This window comes from Paenibacillus sp. J31TS4 (assembly GCF_018403265.1).
In the GTDB taxonomy this organism is placed as follows: Bacteria; Bacillota; Bacilli; order Paenibacillales; family NBRC-103111; genus J31TS4.
The window spans coordinates 1,185,275-1,202,636 of the sequence record NZ_BOSI01000001.1; the positions used below are offsets into that span (position 1 = coordinate 1,185,275).

Genomic DNA, 17,362 nt, shown 5'->3' on the forward strand with positions numbered 1-17,362 from the left:
CTTCCCCCCTCTTCAAGCTGTGTGCGTGTACAGGACCTTACGCATCATAAGCGCCATCAGCTCCCGCGAGGAGCTGGTCCCTGTCTTGCGCATCATGTTGGCCAAGTGATTCTGAACCGTCTTCTCCGTTATGTGAAAATGCTGCGCCAACTGTCTGTTGTTCCAGCCTTGCAGGGAGATCGCCCTCAGCAGCTCGATCTCCCGCATCGTTAGTCTGTAATCCCTCTCCAGCTGGTTGGTCACTTGAGACAAGGGGTCAGTCAAAGTACCCGTTCTCATTCCGACTCTCCTCCTTATGGAACGCAACCGTCCGCTCCGCGTCCTTCTCCTAGTTCTCCAGCCTCGCGCCGCGCCGAATCTAAGTCTCTCGTTCCAGACAATCGCAAGTATATGAATCGATAAGACTAGGGCCTTTGAACTACTTCCATGATATACCTGTTCCTCTAACGGGTAACCGAAAAAAATCCGGCGCGGGCGCGCAAATATTTTGCGGGACTTTGCAGATTTCTGTCGAACAATAGGTTGAAATGATGAAGAAAAGCGCAGAATCAGGGCGGAATTTGGAAGGTAGTGTCGGATTTCCGTCCGAGTTATAGGAGCCCCGGGTCCGGATCGCCCGCACCCTCCTGCCGGTCGTCCAGCAGGCCGAGCTCCTTCGCCTTCATCGCCGCCTCGATTCGGGATTTCACCTTCAACTTATGAAACAGCCCCGTCAGCGCATATTCCAGCGAACGCTGACTCATCATATGCAGCTGGGCGATCTCGCGGTTGCTCTTGCCCTTGGCGATCTCCTGCAGAATGTCGTGCTCCTTCTCGTTCACCGCAGGGGCTTCGGGTTGGACGCCGGACTCTTGCTCGGAGGCCCCCGGCCTGCGGAGCTGGCGGACAAGCGCAAGAGGCAGGACGACGTCGCCGCGCAGCGCGCAGCGTACAGCCGTCACCAGCTGCTCCCGGCTCGCCGTCTTGGAGATGAAGCCTGCCACGCCGGCTTCCATCATCAGATTGAACCGGCTGTCCATCTCGTGGCCGCTAAAGATTAGGATAAGCGTATCCGGTTCGCGGGACAGAATTTGCTTGGCGAGCGCAATGCCGTTGCAGTCGGCAATATGCAGGTCGAGCAGCAGAACGTCGAACCGCTGCTTCTCGAGCATGTCCCTCGCCGAGGCTTCCGAAGCCGCAAGGACAACGCTTATGTCGCCCTCCTGCTCCAAAAGCAGCTTGGTGCCTTCCCGGACAGCGGGATGGTCGTCGACCACCAAGATATGGATCATGTTGCTTACACCTCACAATTTATAGCGTTCCTGCCCTTCGGCGGGGACGGACAAAACGGCGGACAAGCCGTGACCCGGCGACGATCGGAAGGACAAGGTGCCTTCCATGCTGCGGACCCGCTCCTTCATGCCGTACATGCCCATGCTCCCGAACGAATCCTCCAATTCGCCAAGCTCCATGCCGACCCCATCGTCCAGGTAGGTCAGGAATACCCGGCCGTCCCGGCTGAACAGCTTCAGCTCCACACGGGTCGCCTGCGCATGCTTGGCCGCGTTGGCCAGCAGTTCCTGGACGATCCGGTACAAGCCAAGCTGGACGGTATCGTTAAGCGGCTGGCGGAAGTCCGCGGCGTCGAATGAGACAGCGAAATCAGCCCGCAGACCGACAAAGTCAATCAGCGCTTCCAGCGAAGAGACCAGCCCTTCCTCGAGCAGGAACGGCGGCCGCAGTTCGTTGCACGTCATCCGGATCTGGTACATGACATCCAGCATGCCCTGCGCCACGAGCGCCAGCTCCTCCCGCGTGCCCGCGGGGAGCTCCGGATCGGCCAACGCCTGCTCAAGCCGGCGATACCAGAGAATCTGCTCCTGCAGCGCCGTGTCGTGCAAGTCTTGGGCCAGCCGCCTCCTCTCCTTCTCGGACAGCGAGAAGAGCAGCCGGAGCAGCCAGGGAGGCGCCACTTGCCCGGATGCCAGCTGCTCCAGCTCCTTGGTCAAATCTTCGTTCCGGTGGAAGCTGTCGTAGAGGACGCTGACGAACCGGGTCATCGTCTTCAGCCAGATCCGCTTCGGAGAGAGGCAGAGCTCGGGCGTGCGCTCAATGACGAGCACATAGCTTGCCCCCTGCTTCTCTCCCAGCTTGACGAGGCAGAGCTGCGGACTGTCGATCAGCTCGCAGATCGGCACCGGCTCGAGCAGCAGCTCCTTTACCTCCTGCCGGATCGTCTCCGGCAGCTCCGGCTCGCCTTCCCGAATCGTCAGCTGCTGCTCGCCCTCCGTCGACAACAGCCAGAGGCGGCGTACGCCGAGCACCTCTTTCACTTCCTTCAAGAGACGGCTCTCCATCTCGTTTACCTTCAGGACGCCGAACAGGTCGTGCGACAGCCGATCCAGACTAGTCTGCAGCCGGCCGTACCGTTCCTCACTCTCACGCAGTCGCCGTGCCTTGCGCTCCCGTCTCCGCTCCTCGCGCTTCCGCTCCGTTATGTCGGTCAGCAGCGACAGTCCGGCATTGCTGCCGCCGCTTGGGATCGAGGCCGAGAGCACCTCCACAATAACCGCTTCCCCGTCTCGCCTGAGCATCCGCAGCTCACTGGGGCCGGGAGCTCCCTGCTCGCCGTACGTCCGGAGCAGCCGCTTGCACGCCGTCCCCTTGCACGCCGGATGGACCAGGTCCATCAGGGGCTGGCCGGTCAATTCTTCCGCGTTAGCATAGCCGAAGAGTTCCATGCCTGCCGGATTGATATATTCGATAAGGTAATGACGATGGAAGACGATTGCCTGAGGGGAGAGCTCGACCAGAAGCCGGTTTCTCTCTTCGCTGTCCAGCAGCGCGCGCTCCGCCTGTCTGCGGGCAGACGTATCGAGGAAAACGATATGAAAGGAGCAGGTACGTGGGTCGTAAATCGATGTAGCGGAGATCTCCATTCCCGTGCCGTCCATCCGGATGAGGGAAAAATCTGTAGGCGGCGTATACCCTTGTTCGTGGGTTAACCAAATTCGTTCCTCCGCCCGCTTCACGTCGTCCGGATGAACCCAGTCGGCAAGCGTCGTGCCGACGATCTGCTCCAGGCTGTCCGCACGAAGCGCCTGAAGGCCCGCCGGGTTGAGGTAAGTGAAGAATCCATCCTGGAAGACGGCGATCGGGGCCGGGGACAGCTCGACGAGGCGGCGGTAGCGGTCCAGCAGCCGGCGTGCCTTTTCTTCGCTAAGCTTGAGCTGCTCCTCCATCTCCAGCTCCCGGACGCAGTCGCGCGACACCGAGACGATTCGTTCCACTTCACCGTCCGGTCCAAGCACGGGCGTTGCCACGCATTCCACCGGAAGCCAGGAGTCTTCTCCGGTGAGGAGACGGTACCGGAACCGCCGCGTCTCTCTAGTGCGAAGAAGCTCATGGTGCTGTTCCATCACCCCGTCCAGATCGTCGGGATGCACATAAGCAAAGCCGGATATGCCGGCGTCTCCCTCTTCCTGCGGTCTCCAGCCCTGGGACGAGGCGTAGAGAACCGTGCCGTTCGCATCACTAACCGCTATGTAATCCACAATATGCTCCAAAATAGACCGCTGGCCCGCTTCCCGGCCCTCCGACACTCCCCTTCCCGGCCCGGCCCGTCTCCCGCGGGGGAGACGGACGTCCTCCCCCGCAGAGCGGCGAGAACGGCCGAAGGAAGGAGGGCCGGCGCGCCGGCCTCTCCCCGTCCCCATCAGGCAGCTGAGCAGCCAGCCGGCAGCGAACGCGGACCCGATGCCGCCAATAAGGAAATAGTCGTTCAACCGAGAATCGTCTCCTTTTTCCAGCCTTTGGTACGTACACCGCTGGCCCCGTCCCGGTCTCTAGGACAGAATAACTAATCGCTAGTTGAGTTTACCTTATATGGCAGTTTCTTGTTAGGGTCTTAAGGGCCATCCGCACGATCGATGTGAGAAGGATTTCCTCCTTTGGACCGAGGCCTCCCACCTCGCCCTTCCGGCGGCCCAGGACAACGGACGGAGCCGGCCCGTGCCGTTACCGGTGCTGGTTAGCTCTCTTCCTGCTGCCAGAGCGAGGCGAGCAGCCGGCGGGTCTCCGGGAAGAGGAGCGGGAGCGCCTCCTCCCGGGAAAAGAATGCGACCTCGGCAATCTCTTCATCAAGCGGCACAAGGTCCGTGCCGTCGCCCGTATAAACGGCGCGGTACAGCTCCGTCACCTGCTCCCTGCAGCCGAGGATGTGGCTCGTTTCTGCATCGAAGGCGAAGCGCAGCGGCTCCGACAGGCGGGAACCGAGCTTGAACTGCGAGGAGCCGGTTTCCTCCCGGAGCTCGCGCAGCAGCGCGTCCTCCAGGCTGCAGTCGTTAGGTTCGACTCCTCCTTTGGGCAGATCCCATTTGCCCGCCAGCTTTCCTTGCGCTCCTTTTACCTTGTAGACGAGCAGAACGCGGCCATCCGTCTCGACTACCGCCCCAACGGCTTGTCGAATCATCATTTATCCCTCCTTGATCGCTGCGGATCCGGGGCCATCCCGGAGTATCCTGTAACAAATTTCGCTCCCGTCCTCTAAATCCCTCCTCTTCTCCCCCCGGAAAACCGGGACTCGCGCCTCTTGTCGACAACAATTCGTGCTGCCTACTGGATTAAACTATAATAAATGTTACAATACATGAAAGGCCTCCTTCCGGGAGGCCTTATCACTACATGGAGGGATGAATATGATACAGCTCTTGATGGCAGCCCCGAGAGTGAAGCACATAAGGGGAGGGGTTATCTACTATGAACCCTAGTCCCCTGCTGCAAGATTCCCGTGCCCAGCTTTCCCAACAGCTGGCTTACTTCGAGGCCGACAAAACTGACTTTATGGACCGGTACTATCCGAGTCCCGGCCGGGAGCGTACAAGAGTAGGAGAACTCCTCTCCTTATATACGAACACGTTAGGCGCCCTGCTTGCCAAAGAGCTGGACGAAACGGCATTCCTGGACACCGTTCTTATCGGCAGCGAAGTGGAGCTTTTTTATTTGGACGACCAGTTTACCGAGACTTATACCATCGTCTTCCCCCAGCAAGCGGACCCGAACGAGAACAAAATCTCGTTTCTATCCCCCATCGGCATTCAGCTGCTGATGGCCCCTCTTCAGGTTCCGATTCCCCTCCAGGTCCCTTCCGGCAGTTTGCAGGTCAGGATCGAACGGGTAAGGTATGCCGACTGCGGCAGGTGCGATGAAGAGGATGGGCGGACGGCGGCCATCTTACCAGACAAAGGAGACTTTCTATGATCCAAGTGAAAGAATTCATCGATACCGACACGTCCTACGCAGAGAAGCAAGCCAACCTGTTCCTGGCCGGTCTGAAGGACAGCCAAGTCATCTCCGTCCGTTACGGCTCCGTCGTCAAGGCGAATTCCTCCCGCGTGGAATCGCAGCGAAGCGCGATTCTCGTCGTCTACAAGACCGCGGACAAGGAACGGAAGAAGAAGGAACCGGCGGACGCCTGATCGGGAGAAAGGAGCTTCAAGCCATGAACGCGCACAACTCTTCCGCCCAGCCGGGAGAGACGAGGACCGGAGCCGGCAGCGAACGCGATGGCCGGTACTGCACGAGACCCGGCTGCGGCGGACGGCTGGTGAGCGGCCAGACGGCTGCCGGACGGAATCCCGCATGCCCGCAGTGCGGAGCGCCTTTGAGCGCCGCACGGCCGGACGAGGACGAGACATCCGAACGGAGGTACCGGACCTTTTTTTGGTACCTGTCCGTGCTATCCGTCGTCTGCATTGCGGCAATCGTCGTCTGGTCTCTAGGCTCCACCCTCTGGAGCCGATGACAAGCAAGGAAGAGCTGCTGGCGGATAGACCCGCGATCAACCAGCCATCCGACTGGTTGATCTTTTTTGCGACCGGTTCGGCAGTCATGCCGACAGCAAATAAGCCCGAGTCCTTCTTCCCGCAGGAAGAGAGGCTCGGGCTTTTCGTCGGCGGGACAAGTGGCTATTCGGAGGAGGCTAGCCCCCGCTCCCTCCTGCCGCTCGGCGGGGCGTATCCGGGATACCGGGGGCGGCCTCCGCTCCTGCCAGCAGTGTCTCCTCGTTCAGAAACCGTTCGATGGCAGCGTTGAACTGGTCGGGGCTGCACAAATTGCTCGGAGCGAGCGAATCGGGAATGACGGCGAAGCGCCCGCAGGGCAGCATGCCGGCCGCCTCCTTCATCTGCCGGAGGTCTGGAGGAGAATGCTCGCCCGCCAGGCAAAGTGCCGGCACCCGAATGCGCGTCAGCAGAGTGGAGCAGTCCAGCCGGGCAGCCGCTAGCCGCTGCTTGTGCAAGTCGCCCGGCCGCTTGTGCAGCAGCCCTTTCCGCAGCGTCTGGTAGGCGAGCCCCCACCTCGAATAGAGAATCCGAAGCGAGCGCAGTGCCAGCTCGCCCGGCAGATAGGCCGACAGCCAGCTGGCGGCCAGGGCGGCCTGAAGGGCCGGTCCTTTCGGCGCGTGTCCAGCCGGCGTGTCCGCCAGCACAAGTCCGAGCACCTGCTCGGGGTAGCGGACGGCGAACAGCTGAGCCACGACGCTGCCGTAACCGACGCCGACCAGCACCGCCCGCCGGATGCCGAGGTGTCCGAGCAGCAGGCTGACATCCTCGCACTGAACACCGCAGACGGTGTCGGACGACCCCTCCAGCCTGCCCGAATGGCCGTTGCCCCGCAGGTCCACCGTCACCACCAGGCAGCGATTGCGGAAGTAATCCGTCTGGGGCTTGAACATTTCATGGGTTAATCCGTGTTCGTGGAGGAATACGAGAGGCATCCCTCTCCCGGACACTTCATAATACAACGGGGAGCCGTTCACCGTACGTACCGGCATCCTCTCATCTCCTCTCTCCTTCTCCCGGCGCCGCGGTATCGCCAGATTCCTCGCCCGCCATCCATCCCAGATCGGAAAGAAGGCAACAAAAAAGAAGCCGCGCGAAGAGGAACTCTTCTCGCGGCTTCTTAGGCACAGGCCGCCCAGCGGCCTTACACGATCGTCGTTGCCTCTCTCGGGACGCTTACGAGGTTAGCTGTCGGATTCGGGCGTGAGAGTCGCCCTACCTGGTCGGCCTGCTGAGACAGGCCGATCAGGATTCACCCCATGTGCCGTTGGCACGCTTGGTTCCCCCGCTTCCGTCGTGACGGAATTCAGCGATCAAGTCTGGTTCTTGCATCTAGTTCCTTCTCAAGCAGCTGCGATTCGCCTGTCCGGCAGCCTCTCGGCTTGCCGGCCGCCTCTCCCCCTCGGACGGGGAAGCCGGCAAACCTCCGGTTGCTGGAACGAAAAACTCCGGTTACAATTCTCGATTCATGAATCGTATCTTACGCCAGCTGCCACGGAATGTAAAGGAGAGAAAAACGAGAGGGATGTTAGAAAATCGGCGGAAAGTCCCGTTGAAACCGCTTACTAGCCGGCTTGTTTTGCAGAATCTTCTTTTCTCTCGCCGTTTCTTTCATTTGCTCCTTTCGTAAGCCGCAAAAAGGAATAGGCGGCTGCCGGGGAGTCCCAACAGCCGCCTTCTCGTACCCGTTAAATCTTCGTCCACTTGGTCGCACCGAATCCGTTGCCGGTTTGGGCGATCTTGTTGATCTGCGTGTCGCTGACCACCTCGAGCGTCAGCCCTCCGCGCCCGCGGTTGACGCCCCGAGGCACGTCCGCCCATCTGCCGCGGATGATCTCGTCCTCGTCGATCGGACCGCGGAAGACGTTCGTAAACTGCGTGCCGGAGCCATTGTCGCTGAGCCCGGCCCACCAGACGATGTTGCCGACCTGCCGGATATAGTAAAGGGCGTTGTCGTCACCCTTCCAGGTACCCGTCAGCGTCTGCTTCGTTCTCCCCTTCCGCTTGGGAGCCGCCTTTTTCATGGGCGGCTTCGGCTTAACGACTGTCTTGCCTGTGCTTCCTTTTTTCAACAGCTTGCTCATGTCACACTCTCCCTATTGTTTGGTTCGGGCCGCCTCTCGGCTTCCCTCTACCAGATTATGAGAGAGTGCTAGATTTGCTTGGACAGCCTCACAAAAAGAGAAAATCGTGCTTATCTCCCGGGTTGCGCCGAAACATCCGACCGCTTGCTTTTCCCACTGGAGAGGTCTACAATTAAACCGGTCGGTCAGTTTTATGGAGGAGGCAAGCCGTGGGAACCAAAGGTCAGCAAAAACGGGAGTTTATCCTGGACCGTGCGAAGGAAGTCTTCGTTCAAAAAGGATACGCGGCCACCTCGATGGAGGACCTTGTCCACCACAGCGGCGTTAGCAAGGGCAGCATTTACTACCATTTCGACAGCAAAGAAACGCTGTTCATCAAGCTGATGGAGCGGTATCTCGAGGAATGGGAGGCGGGCTGGACGGAAAAGGAAGCCTGCTGCTCGACTGTGGAGGAGAAGCTGTTCGCCATCGCGGAGCATTATGCCCTCGATTCCCAAACGCCGCTGCAGAAGGTAGCCGAGGATTTTTATATCAGTCAGCCGAGGCGTAGCGAGGCCATCAAGATGCATTTGCTGGAACTCGTCCACAAGTCGCGGGAGCCCTTCGAGCGCATCTTCCGCGAAGCGGAACTGAGCGGCGAACTGTCCGTTGGGAAAGCCGGGCAGATGACCGTTATCTTCTCCGGGCTGCTGGACGGGCTCAGTCAGCCTTACAGCGAGGACAAGCTGGAGGACATGCTCGTGCTTTATAAGGAAGCGGTCCGCTGCTTTCTTTACGGAATAAACGGCGAGCCGGGCAAGAAGTAGGCGAGCGGAGCACCGTCAAGCTCCGGTAGGCCGCTCTCGAGAGCGGCGCCCGGACACGAAAAAGCAGCGGCTTTCGCCGGCTGCTTTTTTTTGTTGCGCGCAAATTCATTAACTGGCTTGCCTATTTTCCGGGCTGCGGTTTCCTTCGCGTGTCTCTGCTCGAACGGATTATAGCAATCTTCCTTTGCTCCGTTCCGCTGGGCTCGTTCATTCGGCTTGAGCGACGGAGTGCAGCGGGTTGACTAACCTGAGGCGGCCGATTACGATTCCTTTGAAGACCGCTTCAGTTCACAACCAGATGGCTTCCAGACGACTCTTCGTGCTGCCCGATGACCCCCACACATCAAACCTGGATGGAGGAGAAGATCGATGAATTATCTCATTTTGACCGATCTTGAGAGAGTAGCGGGCATCGATTCGTTCCGGCAGACCCGGACGACCGACAACGAGGTGAAGGGCCCGGCGATGAAGCAGCTCGCACGGGAAGTGAACGCCTGCGCCCAAGGAATTCGGCAGGCCGATCCGCTCGCTGTCGTCGACGTCATCGACGGGCACGGAAGCGGAGGCCTGTTCCCCGAGGATCTGGCGGACAGCCGCTATATCCGCTTCAAGGAGTTCCGCCTCGAGTCGATGCCGCAATACGCCGCCCTGCTGTTCGTCGGCCAGCATGCGATGGCCGGTACGATTGACGCTCCGCTGTGCCATACGTATTCGTCGCTTCACGTGCAGTACTATCGCCTGAACGACGTGTTCATCGGCGAATTCGGCGCCTTCGCCAATTGGGCCGGGCTGCACGGCGTCCCGACAATCTTCCTCGCCGGCGACGACAAGGCAGCCCTAGAGGCGCAGCTGTTCGTCCCGCCGATCGAAACCGCCGTGACGAAACAGGGGAAGGGCATGGAGGCCGCCGAGCATCTGGAGCCGGACGAGGCATGCCGCCTCATCCGGGACGGGGCCGCACGAGCGGTGCGCCGCATCGCCGAGATCCCGCCCTTCGCTCGTTTCCAGCCTCCATTCGTTTTCGAGGCCCGGTATTACGAGCCGCTGAAGCCCGAGACGATCCGCAGCAGGCCGAACGCCCGCCTGCTCGATGAGAGAACCTATCGCATCGAGACGACGGATTACCGCGAGCTCCCGTTTTTTTGAGCGCAGGCCCGGCCTCGCGGGGAGCGGCCTCGGCGGCTCGTTTCCCCGCTCCTAGTTATACCAGTTTCTCCAGCTCGTCGATGAGCGAGCCCACGTATGCGACGGCGCTCGAGATCGGTGCGCGGTCGGTCATGTCGACGCCCGCGTGCTTCATCAGCTCAAGCGGTGTCATCGTCCCGCCCGCCTTGAGCACCTCGAGCCAGCGGTCCACGACCGGCTGCCCCTCTTCCTTCATCAGCTGCGCGACCGCCGTCGAAGCGGTCAGGCCGGCCGCATAGGTGTACGGATACAGCCCCATGTAATAATGCGGCTGCCGCATCCAGGTGAGCGAGGCTCCTTCGTCCAGTACGACCGCATCGCCCCAGAATTCGGAAAGCACGGCGGCCTTGAGCTCTCTCAGCTTCCGCGCCGTCAGCGCTTCGCCCGCTTCCGCGGCGGCATAGACGCGGCTCTGCATGTCTCCCTCGAGCAGATGCGTGACGAAGTTGTGGTAATAGGTCTGCAGCAGCTGCAGAATGACCCACCGCTTCATGCGCGCATCGCCGGACTGCTTCAGAATATGCTCGGCCAGAAGCAGCTCGTTCATCGTCGACGGTGCTTCGATGAAGTACATGGACGGCCGGTAATTCGTGTAGCGCTGATGACGGCCGGCCAGCATAAGATGGCCCGCGTGGCCAAGCTCGTGCGCCAGCGTGAACGCGCTGCGCATGTTGTTCGCCCACGTTATCAGGATGTAGGAGTGCGCGCCGTACGGGGACGAGCAGAAGGCTCCCGTCGATTTGCCGACATTGTCCGCATAGTCGATCCAACGCTTGGTGAGCGCCTGCTCCATCAGCTCGATATAGTCCGCTCCCATCGGACGCAGCGCCTCGAGTATGGTTGCTCCCGCCTCCTCGATCGTCACCTCGGGGTTGAAATCCGCGTCGAACGGCGCCTTAAGATCGCAGAACCGGAGCTCCTCCAGACCGAGCACGCGCTTCTTGAGCCGCATCAGCCGCCTCATATGCGGCGCCAGCTCGGTGCGGATGACGTCCAGAATGTTGCGGTACATCTCGGTCGTCACCTGCTGCGGCTGCAGCAGCATCTCGGTCACCGACGAGTAGCCGCGCAGCCGGGAAAGCACAACCTGCTTCTTCACCTCGGTCCCGTAGACGGCCGCGAACGTATTCTGGTACTGCTCCAGCGTCCGGGTGAACGACTCGTAGGAGGCCCGGCGCAGCGACGTATTGGCGGAAAACTCGTAGTCCGTCTCGAATAAGGCAAACGAGACCGGATACGCCGTCCCTTTGTCGTCGACCACCGAGTCGAACTGCATATCCGACAGCTTGCTCCGCTGGTAGATGGTATAAGGCGCTCCCATTACCTCCCCGAGAGAGGCCAGTACGGCTTCGGTCTCCGCGCTCAGCTTATGAGGCCTTTGCTCCAGCAGCTCGCCGAGGGTTCTCGCGAAGTCGGCGAGACGCGGCTCCTCGCGGAGGCAGGCCTCGACGGTGCCCTCCGGAAGCGCTAGCAGCTCCGAACGGATGAACGACAATGCCGCTCCAACCGACGAGGACAGATCTCCCGCTTTGGCGGACATCGCCTGATTCCTGGGGTTGCCGGAATCCTCCGAGAAGCGCAGGCGCGCGTAGGTACCGGCACGGAGCGCCCGGACGAGGAGGCTTTCCTGAGCCTCCAGGCAGTCGGCGAGCCGGGCCGCACCGTTCCCCAGCGTTCCCTTGAACGATTCCATGGCGGCGGCGTCCGCCTGAATCGCCTGCACTTCCTTTTCCCATTCCTCTTCGCTTCCGAACAGATCGGACAGCTCCCACGTAAGCGCTTGCGCCACCTCGTGTCTTTGCAGCCGTTTGGCCATTTGGTCCAACTCCTTCTCATTTCGTCGCCTGTCATTATAGCATGCGAGCTTTTGGAACTGCCCATTTTTTTCCGCGCGGGACGCCAGGGTGCGCCGGATCTCCGATTGGGTAAGGAAGAGAAGGAGCTCCTAGGAGCTTCCTTAACCGATTCGGACAGTTGGAGATGGTGTTATGAAAGATAGCAGATTTTTCCGGATATGCGGCGGCATCATCGCGCTGCTCCTCATCGTCTGGCTGACGGCCAAGGTCAGCTTTCTCTTCCTGCCGCTTGCGGCCGCGGTTAGAGTGCTGCTCGTCCCGTTTATGGTCGCCGGCTTCTTCTACTACTTGCTCCGGCCTTTGGTGCGTTTCCTTGTCTCCCGGAGGGTCAACAAGGTGGCGGCGATCCTCTCCCTCTATCTGGCGATGTCCGGGTTAGCAACCGCCTTCGCTTTCCTCGTCTGGCCGGCGCTGCGAACGCAGACCGAGCAGTTCATCCGCAATGCTCCCGGTCTCCTCGAGACATTCCAGGAGCAGCTGGACCGACTTCAAAACAGCCGGCTTCTCTCGTCCTTCTTCAAGGGGGATTCCGATTGGCCCTCCCGGCTGTCCGACATGCTGGGTTCCGGATTGACGGCGGCGACGGATTATGCGGCGGGCGTCGTCTCGATCGTGACGGACTTCTTCCTCCTTGTCTTCACCGTTCCGATCCTGCTGTATTACCTGCTGAAGCAGGGGAATGAGCTGCGCGGCTTCGTACTGCCGCTCGTGCCGCGCCGCTACCGCCGCGATGGAGCGGAGACGCTGAGCGCGATCGACGACGCGCTGAGCGGCTTCATCGTCGGCCGCGTCATCATTACGCTCTTGCTCGGCGTCATGATGTACGTCGGCTTCCTGCTGATCGGTCTGCCGTACGCGCTGCTGTTGACTGTCATCTCGACGATCGTGAACCTGCTCCCTTATATCGGCCCCATTCTCGGCGCTATCCCGTGTGTCATCGTCGGCTTCATTGAATCGCCGACGCTCGCACTCTGGACACTTGTCGTCGTCATAGCCGTCCAGCAGATCGAGGGCAACCTGCTGGCCCCCCATATTTATGGCAAGCGGCTCGACATCCATCCGCTGACGACGATTCTGCTGCTGCTCGTCGCCGGGGATATGGCGGGCATTATCGGCATGATCCTCGCCATCCCCGTCTACATGGTCATCAAAATCCTTCTCATTCAAATTTATCGGCTGTTTTTATCCGAGAAGGTCGAGGAGCTTGTAGAGTAAGACAAGATTCCCCGCTCGGCCAGATTGGCGAAACGGCCGCCGCAAACAAAAAAAATCCGGCCCCATAGGCCGGATGCTATCGGTCCTTGTCCTTCAGGCGCGCCAGCCATCCGGCACTGCCCAGAAACAGCGCAGCCGAGCCTCCCTCGGCGAGGAGAATGCGCTGAAGCGTAGGCTGATCTCCGTACAGCGCGGCGGCGTACAGCAGAAGTCCAGCAGCGAGCAGTCTCTTCATCCGGCACCCCGTTTCCCTGTCTACCGTCCTGACGATGTCGGTACCAGTCTATGCGGCCGGCGAAGAGAACGGTCCTCTAATGCGGGATGGGACGACCATGATAGGCAATCGCACGGCTCTTCAGAAGAGGAGCTTGTTACGAACGGGGCCCCTTTTGAACCCCGGATTCGAGTACCCGCTAGGCCGGACTTGATGTTTCTCGCGTCTTCTTCAGCCTATTGCTTGTACCCGCAGCTTCTCAAGCGTGATCCGGTCCACGAATCTGCTGAATTTCTCTCTCGGCTTCCCTGCCGTCTGGTAGAAGGAAAGAATGCTGGTGACTAGAGGCACCAGCTGCTCCTCCTGCAGACCGGACAAGAGCAGCTGGCCGAGACGTGCCTTCAGTCCTTTCGCCTCGCCTCCGACGTACAGATCGAATGTCGTCCGCATCTTGACGACCGCGCAATATCCTTGAGAAGCGGCTCGCTCGTGCCGAGCGCACAGCCGGCATAGCCGATTTTCATCGGACTCGGGACCGGATGGCCGGCAATGGCGGTATCCAGAGCACGCGCAATGTCCAGCCCTGCCTCTTCGGCGCCTTTGCAGAATTGGCACGCGAGCAGCCCTTTCGTATAATGGCCCGCCGGCAGAACCCGGAACCCGGCTTCCTTCAGCGCCAGCTGTACCTCCGCCACGCGGTCCTCACGCATCGTCACGTACAGCTGCTGGAACGAGGTCAGCTCAATGGACGCTTCTTCTCCGACAATCGAACCGAGAAGCGCCAGCTGGTCCGGACGGAATACCGTACCGCCAACCGTAAAGCCAGGTGAAACTGCGAAGGTCTGCCTCTTCATCCTCTTCACTCCTCCCTGCTGGTTAGGGCACCTTTACGACGAACGGAACCGTGATTACCTTGTCCTCGTGCTTGAACTGTCCCCAGATTTTGTAAATTCCACTATGCGGAAAGGACGTCTGGAACCGGGCATCCGGACCCGTTGCCCGCTCCTCCATAGGATGGACATGCAAATACTGCTCCGCGTCCTCGGACAGGATGACAACATGACCTACCGCGCCGAGGTAGGGCTGAAGGTTCGTCACCGGTTTCTTGGTCCGGTCGTCCCGGATCGTAAAGGTAAGCGTCACCTCCTGATTGGGTACGAGCCGGTCGAATGCCAGCGCAATCTCTTTGCCGCCGACGCTCTTGGTCAGACTCGCGTCAGGCTGAATCGGGACCGGCTTCGCCGCCTCGCCCGCGACGTTGACCCACTTTGTCAACGTCACCGCGCTCCCGCCGGAGGGAACAAAATCGGCGAACAGCTTATACTCTCCTCCCGCAAGGAAGCGTTCGGTCCATTCGAAAACGCCGCCTCCCCGGTCATCCGGATGCACATGGCGGAATTGGGACAGATCTTTGCTCACAATGATCAAATGCTGCTTCTGCTCGTGCGTGATGTCGAACTTCTCGACCGGCTTCTCTCCCAAACGGATCGCTATCCGGATGAGGGTGTCCTGATTCGCCTGAGGCTGCTTGCCCTCCGCGAACGTCCAGGCGGCCTGAACGGCTTCGGACGGCTTCGTTTGCTCGGTACCGCCGTGTCCTTGATGCCCGTTCCCGGCTCCTCCTTTTGCTTCTTCTTTCGCCTGATGCTGTCCATGAGAATCCATAGCGCTATGCTCCCCTTCCTGTTTGGATGTCGAATTCCCGCATGCGGCCAGAACGGCCGTGCTCACTAACAAGATAATCGGTAAACGCTTCATGGCTGGCTGCCTCCCAGGTTTGGATTGCCTGCAGTACGTCCTCGTCTGTCTCTGCATAAGTGGGGTTGACAAACAGGATAAACCGCATCCTTAGATTACCCCCCTACCCTATTTTTATAGTCTCGATTATATAGCCCCCCACCCTATATTGTCAACATTTCTTTTTCCTTTAACTTCCACTCCAGGCTTCATAAGGTCCGTTCTTCTTCGTTAGAAAACTCTATTTTGCCGACTTGCCGCTCTCGTTTCGGCAGCAAAAAAAGGCGGACAGCATGCTGTCCGCCTTTTGCGGGGCGCGGCACAGGCCGCGGCCCCCTTTGCTTCTCTTCTTTTTTCCTATTCCTCTTACCGGTATGTGCGAATGGCCGGTTTGCTCAAGCGGCTTCTCGGGATTAACGCTCGTCCTGCGTGGCTCTACTTGTCCGGTTTGCCCGCTTTCCCGCACAGCCCCTTGAATGCGTCGATGAAGGGCTGAGGGTCCTCGTCGACCGTATACGGATACAGTCCCATGCTCGTGTGCAGATACAGCATGCCCTCCTGCCCGCCGATCCGGCGGTACGAAATGTCGTGGACCTCCTGCAGCGCGAACCGGCGGTAGCGGGTCTCAAGCCGGTCCCGGTACAGAACGAGCTTGCGCCGCTGCACCACCGTCTTGATCTCGAGCCCGTTCGATTCCCGCAGCACCTTGTAGTAGCCCTGCTCGGCGACCTTGTTCATGCCGCTTCCCTCCTGTTCGCGCGTCTCTCCTCCTAGTATAGCAGACGAGGGCAGTGGAACCGAAAAGGCGCAACTCCGAAGGAAGACAATGCGGCGGGCGCGGGCCGCACCCGCCTCCCCACGTTGGGCAGGGCTAGGCCCGGCGGCGCGGTGGCCGCCGGATCGCGGGGGTCTCGGCGCGTCCCGCTTTAGCTGTGAGTCGGCAGCCTGCGGCCTCCCTCCTGCTCTCCTTCTGCTTCCGCCGGCAGCGCCCGCTTCAAGAAGAAGGAGACGACCCACGCGACGACGACGAGCGCAAACGCGAGCAGAAACGCACTCTGCATGCCCGCGATCATCGCCTGCCGCGCGAGGCCCGTATCGGCCGCTTGCTGCGCCGGCGAGGCATAGCGGTCGGAGCGGATCGTCATGACGGAGACGAGCAGCACCGTGCCGACCGCGCCGGCCACCTGCTGCAGCGTGCTGATGATCGCAGTGCCATGAGCATAAAGCCGAGGCGGCAGCTCGTTCAGCGCGTTGGTCATGACGGGCATCATCAGCATCGAGATACCGAGCATAAGCAGCGTATTGAGAAGCATAATGGCGAGATAGGACGACGACGTCGTCAAGAAGGCGAACTGCAGCAGCGAGTGGGCGGTCAGGCCAAGACCTACCACAGCCAGCCATTTGGCGCCGAACCGGTCGAACAGGCGCCCGGTGATGGGGGACATGATGCCCATCACGACGCCGCCCGGCAGCATGATGAGCCCTGCCTGAAGCGGTCCGTACCCGAGCGCGTTCTGCAGGAAGATCGGCAGCAGCATCATCGCGGAGAACATGGCCATCATGACGATAATCGTGATCCAGGTCGACATGTGGAAGATGCGGTAGCGGAACGCCCTCAGGTCGAGCAGCGGCTCGTCGAGCGCCAGCTGGCGCCAAGTGAACAGAGCTAGCGAGACGATGCCGACGGCGAGCGGCAGCAGAACGCCGGCGCCTGCCATCGCTCCGCCACCTTCGCCGGCGCTGCTGAAGCCGTAGACGAGGCCGCCGAAGCCGAGCGTGGACAGCGCGAGCGACAGCAGGTCGATGCGCGGGCGCGTCGGCTCCGACACGTTGCGGAGCTTGACGTAGGCGATCACCCAGACTAGGACTGCGATCGGCAGCACGCTGTAGAACAGCACCCGCCAGCTGAAATGCTCGACGAGCACGCCCGACAGGGTAGGCCCGATTGCCGGAGCGAAGGTGATGACGATGCCGATCATCCCCATGGCGGAGCCCCGCTTCTCGACCGGCACCGTGGCGAAGACGACGTTGGTGAGCAGTGGAAAGAGCACGCCTGTGCCCGCCGCCTGCAGCACCCGGCCGATGAGCAGCACCTCGAAGCCCGGTGCAACGGCCGCCGCGAACGTACCGATCGTGAACAGCCCCATCGCGGTCAGGAACAGCCCCCGCGTCGTGAAGCGGGCGATGAGGTAAGCGGTGACCGGGATGAGCACCCCGATCACCAGCAGATAGCCGGTGGCCAGCCACTGTGCGATTTCCGGCTTGACATGCAGCTCCTGCATAATGCGCGAGAGCGCCACATTCAGCAGCGTCTCATTCAGAATGGCGACGAACACGCCCAGAATCATTACGGTCACGACAACCAGGTTTTCCCGGCTCCCGAACGTGCCTCCGCCGGCTTGCGTACTTGCTTGTTGGTTCAATGGTTCGGCTCCTCTCCTCGAAC

19 protein-coding genes and 1 riboswitch are annotated in these 17,362 nt (G+C 60.5%); of the genes, 6 read left to right on the plus strand and 13 right to left on the minus strand.

Going from position 1 to position 17,362, the window contains the following annotated elements; translation table 11 throughout:
- Positions 1-12 precede the first annotated feature (12 nt).
- The 4 genes from KJS47_RS05420 to KJS47_RS05435 all read right to left on the minus strand — a co-directional run bounded on the left by KJS47_RS05420 (position 13) and on the right by KJS47_RS05435 (position 4,453).
- The gene (locus KJS47_RS05420) at positions 13-279 is read right to left on the minus strand and encodes a response regulator transcription factor (RefSeq protein ID WP_213523457.1); all 267 of its coding nucleotides are present in this window, start codon (positions 277-279) and stop codon (positions 13-15) included.
- 311 nt (positions 280-590) lie between these two features.
- The gene (locus tag KJS47_RS05425) at positions 591-1,271 is read right to left on the minus strand and encodes a response regulator transcription factor (protein ID WP_213523459.1); all 681 of its coding nucleotides are present in this window, start codon (positions 1,269-1,271) and stop codon (positions 591-593) included.
- 12 nt (positions 1,272-1,283) lie between these two features.
- Positions 1,284-3,764, minus strand: coding sequence for a sensor histidine kinase (locus KJS47_RS05430; RefSeq protein ID WP_213523461.1), 2,481 nt, complete (start codon positions 3,762-3,764; stop codon positions 1,284-1,286).
- A gap of 245 nt (positions 3,765-4,009) precedes the next feature.
- Complete coding sequence (locus KJS47_RS05435) at positions 4,010-4,453, minus strand: NUDIX hydrolase (RefSeq protein WP_213523463.1); 444 nt, start codon at positions 4,451-4,453, stop codon at positions 4,010-4,012.
- A 284-nt stretch (positions 4,454-4,737) separates the two neighbouring features.
- Between KJS47_RS05435 and KJS47_RS05440 the strand changes: the two genes are divergently transcribed.
- Genes KJS47_RS05440 through KJS47_RS05450 form a run of 3 tightly spaced genes read left to right on the plus strand, consistent with a single transcriptional unit; the run spans position 4,738 to position 5,782 of the window.
- Positions 4,738-5,238, plus strand: coding sequence for a GreA/GreB family elongation factor (locus tag KJS47_RS05440; RefSeq protein WP_213523465.1), 501 nt, complete (start codon positions 4,738-4,740; stop codon positions 5,236-5,238).
- Positions 5,235-5,456, plus strand: coding sequence for a sporulation protein Cse60 (locus tag KJS47_RS05445; RefSeq protein ID WP_213523467.1), 222 nt, complete (start codon positions 5,235-5,237; stop codon positions 5,454-5,456). The genes KJS47_RS05440 and KJS47_RS05445 overlap by 4 nt, the downstream gene beginning before the upstream one ends.
- 23 nt (positions 5,457-5,479) lie before the next feature.
- On the plus strand, positions 5,480-5,782 hold the full coding sequence (locus tag KJS47_RS05450; RefSeq protein ID WP_213523469.1) for a hypothetical protein: 303 nt from the start codon (positions 5,480-5,482) through the stop codon (positions 5,780-5,782).
- Positions 5,783-5,959: 177 nt separating this feature from the next.
- Here KJS47_RS05450 and KJS47_RS05455 read toward each other — a convergent pair whose 3' ends face one another.
- Together KJS47_RS05455 and KJS47_RS05460 are read right to left on the minus strand one after the other, a co-directional pair.
- Entirely contained in the window at positions 5,960-6,811 is an 852-nt protein-coding gene (locus KJS47_RS05455; RefSeq protein WP_213523471.1) for an alpha/beta fold hydrolase, read from the minus strand.
- A gap of 165 nt (positions 6,812-6,976) precedes the next feature.
- Positions 6,977-7,141: riboswitch (cyclic di-AMP (ydaO/yuaA leader) on the minus strand.
- Positions 7,142-7,507: 366 nt separating this feature from the next.
- Positions 7,508-7,903, minus strand: a complete 396-nt coding sequence (locus KJS47_RS05460) for a hypothetical protein (RefSeq protein WP_213523473.1) — start codon at positions 7,901-7,903, stop codon at positions 7,508-7,510.
- Positions 7,904-8,112: 209 nt separating this feature from the next.
- Between KJS47_RS05460 and KJS47_RS05465 the strand changes: the two genes are divergently transcribed.
- Both KJS47_RS05465 and KJS47_RS05470 read left to right on the plus strand, forming a co-directional pair.
- Positions 8,113-8,709, plus strand: a complete 597-nt coding sequence (locus KJS47_RS05465) for a TetR/AcrR family transcriptional regulator (protein WP_213523475.1) — start codon at positions 8,113-8,115, stop codon at positions 8,707-8,709.
- A 369-nt stretch (positions 8,710-9,078) separates the two neighbouring features.
- Positions 9,079-9,855: a M55 family metallopeptidase gene (locus KJS47_RS05470; protein WP_213523477.1), complete on the plus strand. Its 777-nt coding sequence runs from the start codon at positions 9,079-9,081 to the stop codon at positions 9,853-9,855.
- Positions 9,856-9,910: 55 nt separating this feature from the next.
- Here the strand turns inward: KJS47_RS05470 and pepF are convergent, their stop codons facing one another.
- Positions 9,911-11,710, minus strand: a complete 1,800-nt coding sequence (gene pepF / locus KJS47_RS05475) for an oligoendopeptidase F (protein ID WP_213523479.1) — start codon at positions 11,708-11,710, stop codon at positions 9,911-9,913.
- A gap of 172 nt (positions 11,711-11,882) precedes the next feature.
- On the opposite strand from pepF, the gene KJS47_RS05480 reads away from it, so the two are divergent.
- Positions 11,883-12,965, plus strand: coding sequence for an AI-2E family transporter (locus KJS47_RS05480; protein ID WP_213523481.1), 1,083 nt, complete (start codon positions 11,883-11,885; stop codon positions 12,963-12,965).
- A 76-nt stretch (positions 12,966-13,041) separates the two neighbouring features.
- Here KJS47_RS05480 and KJS47_RS05485 read toward each other — a convergent pair whose 3' ends face one another.
- From KJS47_RS05485 to KJS47_RS05505, 6 genes are all read right to left on the minus strand, one after another.
- On the minus strand, positions 13,042-13,200 hold the full coding sequence (locus KJS47_RS05485) for a hypothetical protein (RefSeq protein ID WP_213523483.1): 159 nt from the start codon (positions 13,198-13,200) through the stop codon (positions 13,042-13,044).
- Positions 13,201-13,410: 210 nt separating this feature from the next.
- The gene (locus KJS47_RS24315) at positions 13,411-13,629 is read right to left on the minus strand and encodes a hypothetical protein (protein WP_306433007.1); all 219 of its coding nucleotides are present in this window, start codon (positions 13,627-13,629) and stop codon (positions 13,411-13,413) included.
- Entirely contained in the window at positions 13,581-14,033 is a 453-nt protein-coding gene (locus KJS47_RS05490) for a hypothetical protein (RefSeq protein WP_306433008.1), read from the minus strand. Before KJS47_RS05490 ends, KJS47_RS24315 begins: the two co-directional genes overlap by 49 nt.
- Before the next feature lie 22 nt (positions 14,034-14,055).
- Positions 14,056-14,844: a hypothetical protein gene (locus KJS47_RS05495; protein ID WP_249716129.1), complete on the minus strand. Its 789-nt coding sequence runs from the start codon at positions 14,842-14,844 to the stop codon at positions 14,056-14,058.
- Between the two features lie 507 nt (positions 14,845-15,351).
- Positions 15,352-15,654 carry a hypothetical protein gene (locus KJS47_RS05500; protein ID WP_213523487.1) on the minus strand — a complete coding sequence of 101 codons (303 nt, stop codon included), beginning with the start codon at positions 15,652-15,654 and terminating at the stop codon, positions 15,352-15,354.
- A 188-nt stretch (positions 15,655-15,842) separates the two neighbouring features.
- Positions 15,843-17,339 carry an MDR family MFS transporter gene (locus tag KJS47_RS05505; RefSeq protein WP_283772054.1) on the minus strand — a complete coding sequence of 499 codons (1,497 nt, stop codon included), beginning with the start codon at positions 17,337-17,339 and terminating at the stop codon, positions 15,843-15,845.
- Positions 17,340-17,362 lie beyond the last annotated feature (23 nt).

Excerpts from the sequence above, each read along its gene's own strand:
- KJS47_RS05420 (WP_213523457.1), bottom strand. The coding sequence starts at position 279 with ATGAGAACGGGTACTTTGACTGACCCCTTGTCTCAAGTGACCAACCAG.
- KJS47_RS05425 (WP_213523459.1), bottom strand. The coding sequence starts at position 1,271 with ATGATCCATATCTTGGTGGTCGACGACCATCCCGCTGTCCGGGAAGGC.
- KJS47_RS05435 (WP_213523463.1), bottom strand. The coding sequence starts at position 4,453 with ATGATGATTCGACAAGCCGTTGGGGCGGTAGTCGAGACGGATGGCCGC.
- KJS47_RS05440 (WP_213523465.1), top strand. The coding sequence starts at position 4,738 with ATGAACCCTAGTCCCCTGCTGCAAGATTCCCGTGCCCAGCTTTCCCAA.
- KJS47_RS05445 (WP_213523467.1), top strand. The coding sequence starts at position 5,235 with ATGATCCAAGTGAAAGAATTCATCGATACCGACACGTCCTACGCAGAG.
- KJS47_RS05450 (WP_213523469.1), top strand. The coding sequence starts at position 5,480 with ATGAACGCGCACAACTCTTCCGCCCAGCCGGGAGAGACGAGGACCGGA.
- KJS47_RS05455 (WP_213523471.1), bottom strand. The coding sequence starts at position 6,811 with ATGCCGGTACGTACGGTGAACGGCTCCCCGTTGTATTATGAAGTGTCC.
- KJS47_RS05460 (WP_213523473.1), bottom strand. The coding sequence starts at position 7,903 with ATGAGCAAGCTGTTGAAAAAAGGAAGCACAGGCAAGACAGTCGTTAAG.
- KJS47_RS05470 (WP_213523477.1), top strand. The coding sequence starts at position 9,079 with ATGAATTATCTCATTTTGACCGATCTTGAGAGAGTAGCGGGCATCGAT.
- pepF (WP_213523479.1), bottom strand. The coding sequence starts at position 11,710 with ATGGCCAAACGGCTGCAAAGACACGAGGTGGCGCAAGCGCTTACGTGG.
- KJS47_RS05480 (WP_213523481.1), top strand. The coding sequence starts at position 11,883 with ATGAAAGATAGCAGATTTTTCCGGATATGCGGCGGCATCATCGCGCTG.
- KJS47_RS05485 (WP_213523483.1), bottom strand. The coding sequence starts at position 13,200 with ATGAAGAGACTGCTCGCTGCTGGACTTCTGCTGTACGCCGCCGCGCTG.
- KJS47_RS24315 (WP_306433007.1), bottom strand. The coding sequence starts at position 13,629 with ATGCGGACGACATTCGATCTGTACGTCGGAGGCGAGGCGAAAGGACTG.
- KJS47_RS05490 (WP_306433008.1), bottom strand. The coding sequence starts at position 14,033 with ATGAAGAGGCAGACCTTCGCAGTTTCACCTGGCTTTACGGTTGGCGGT.
- KJS47_RS05495 (WP_249716129.1), bottom strand. The coding sequence starts at position 14,844 with ATGGATTCTCATGGACAGCATCAGGCGAAAGAAGAAGCAAAAGGAGGA.
- KJS47_RS05500 (WP_213523487.1), bottom strand. The coding sequence starts at position 15,654 with ATGAACAAGGTCGCCGAGCAGGGCTACTACAAGGTGCTGCGGGAATCG.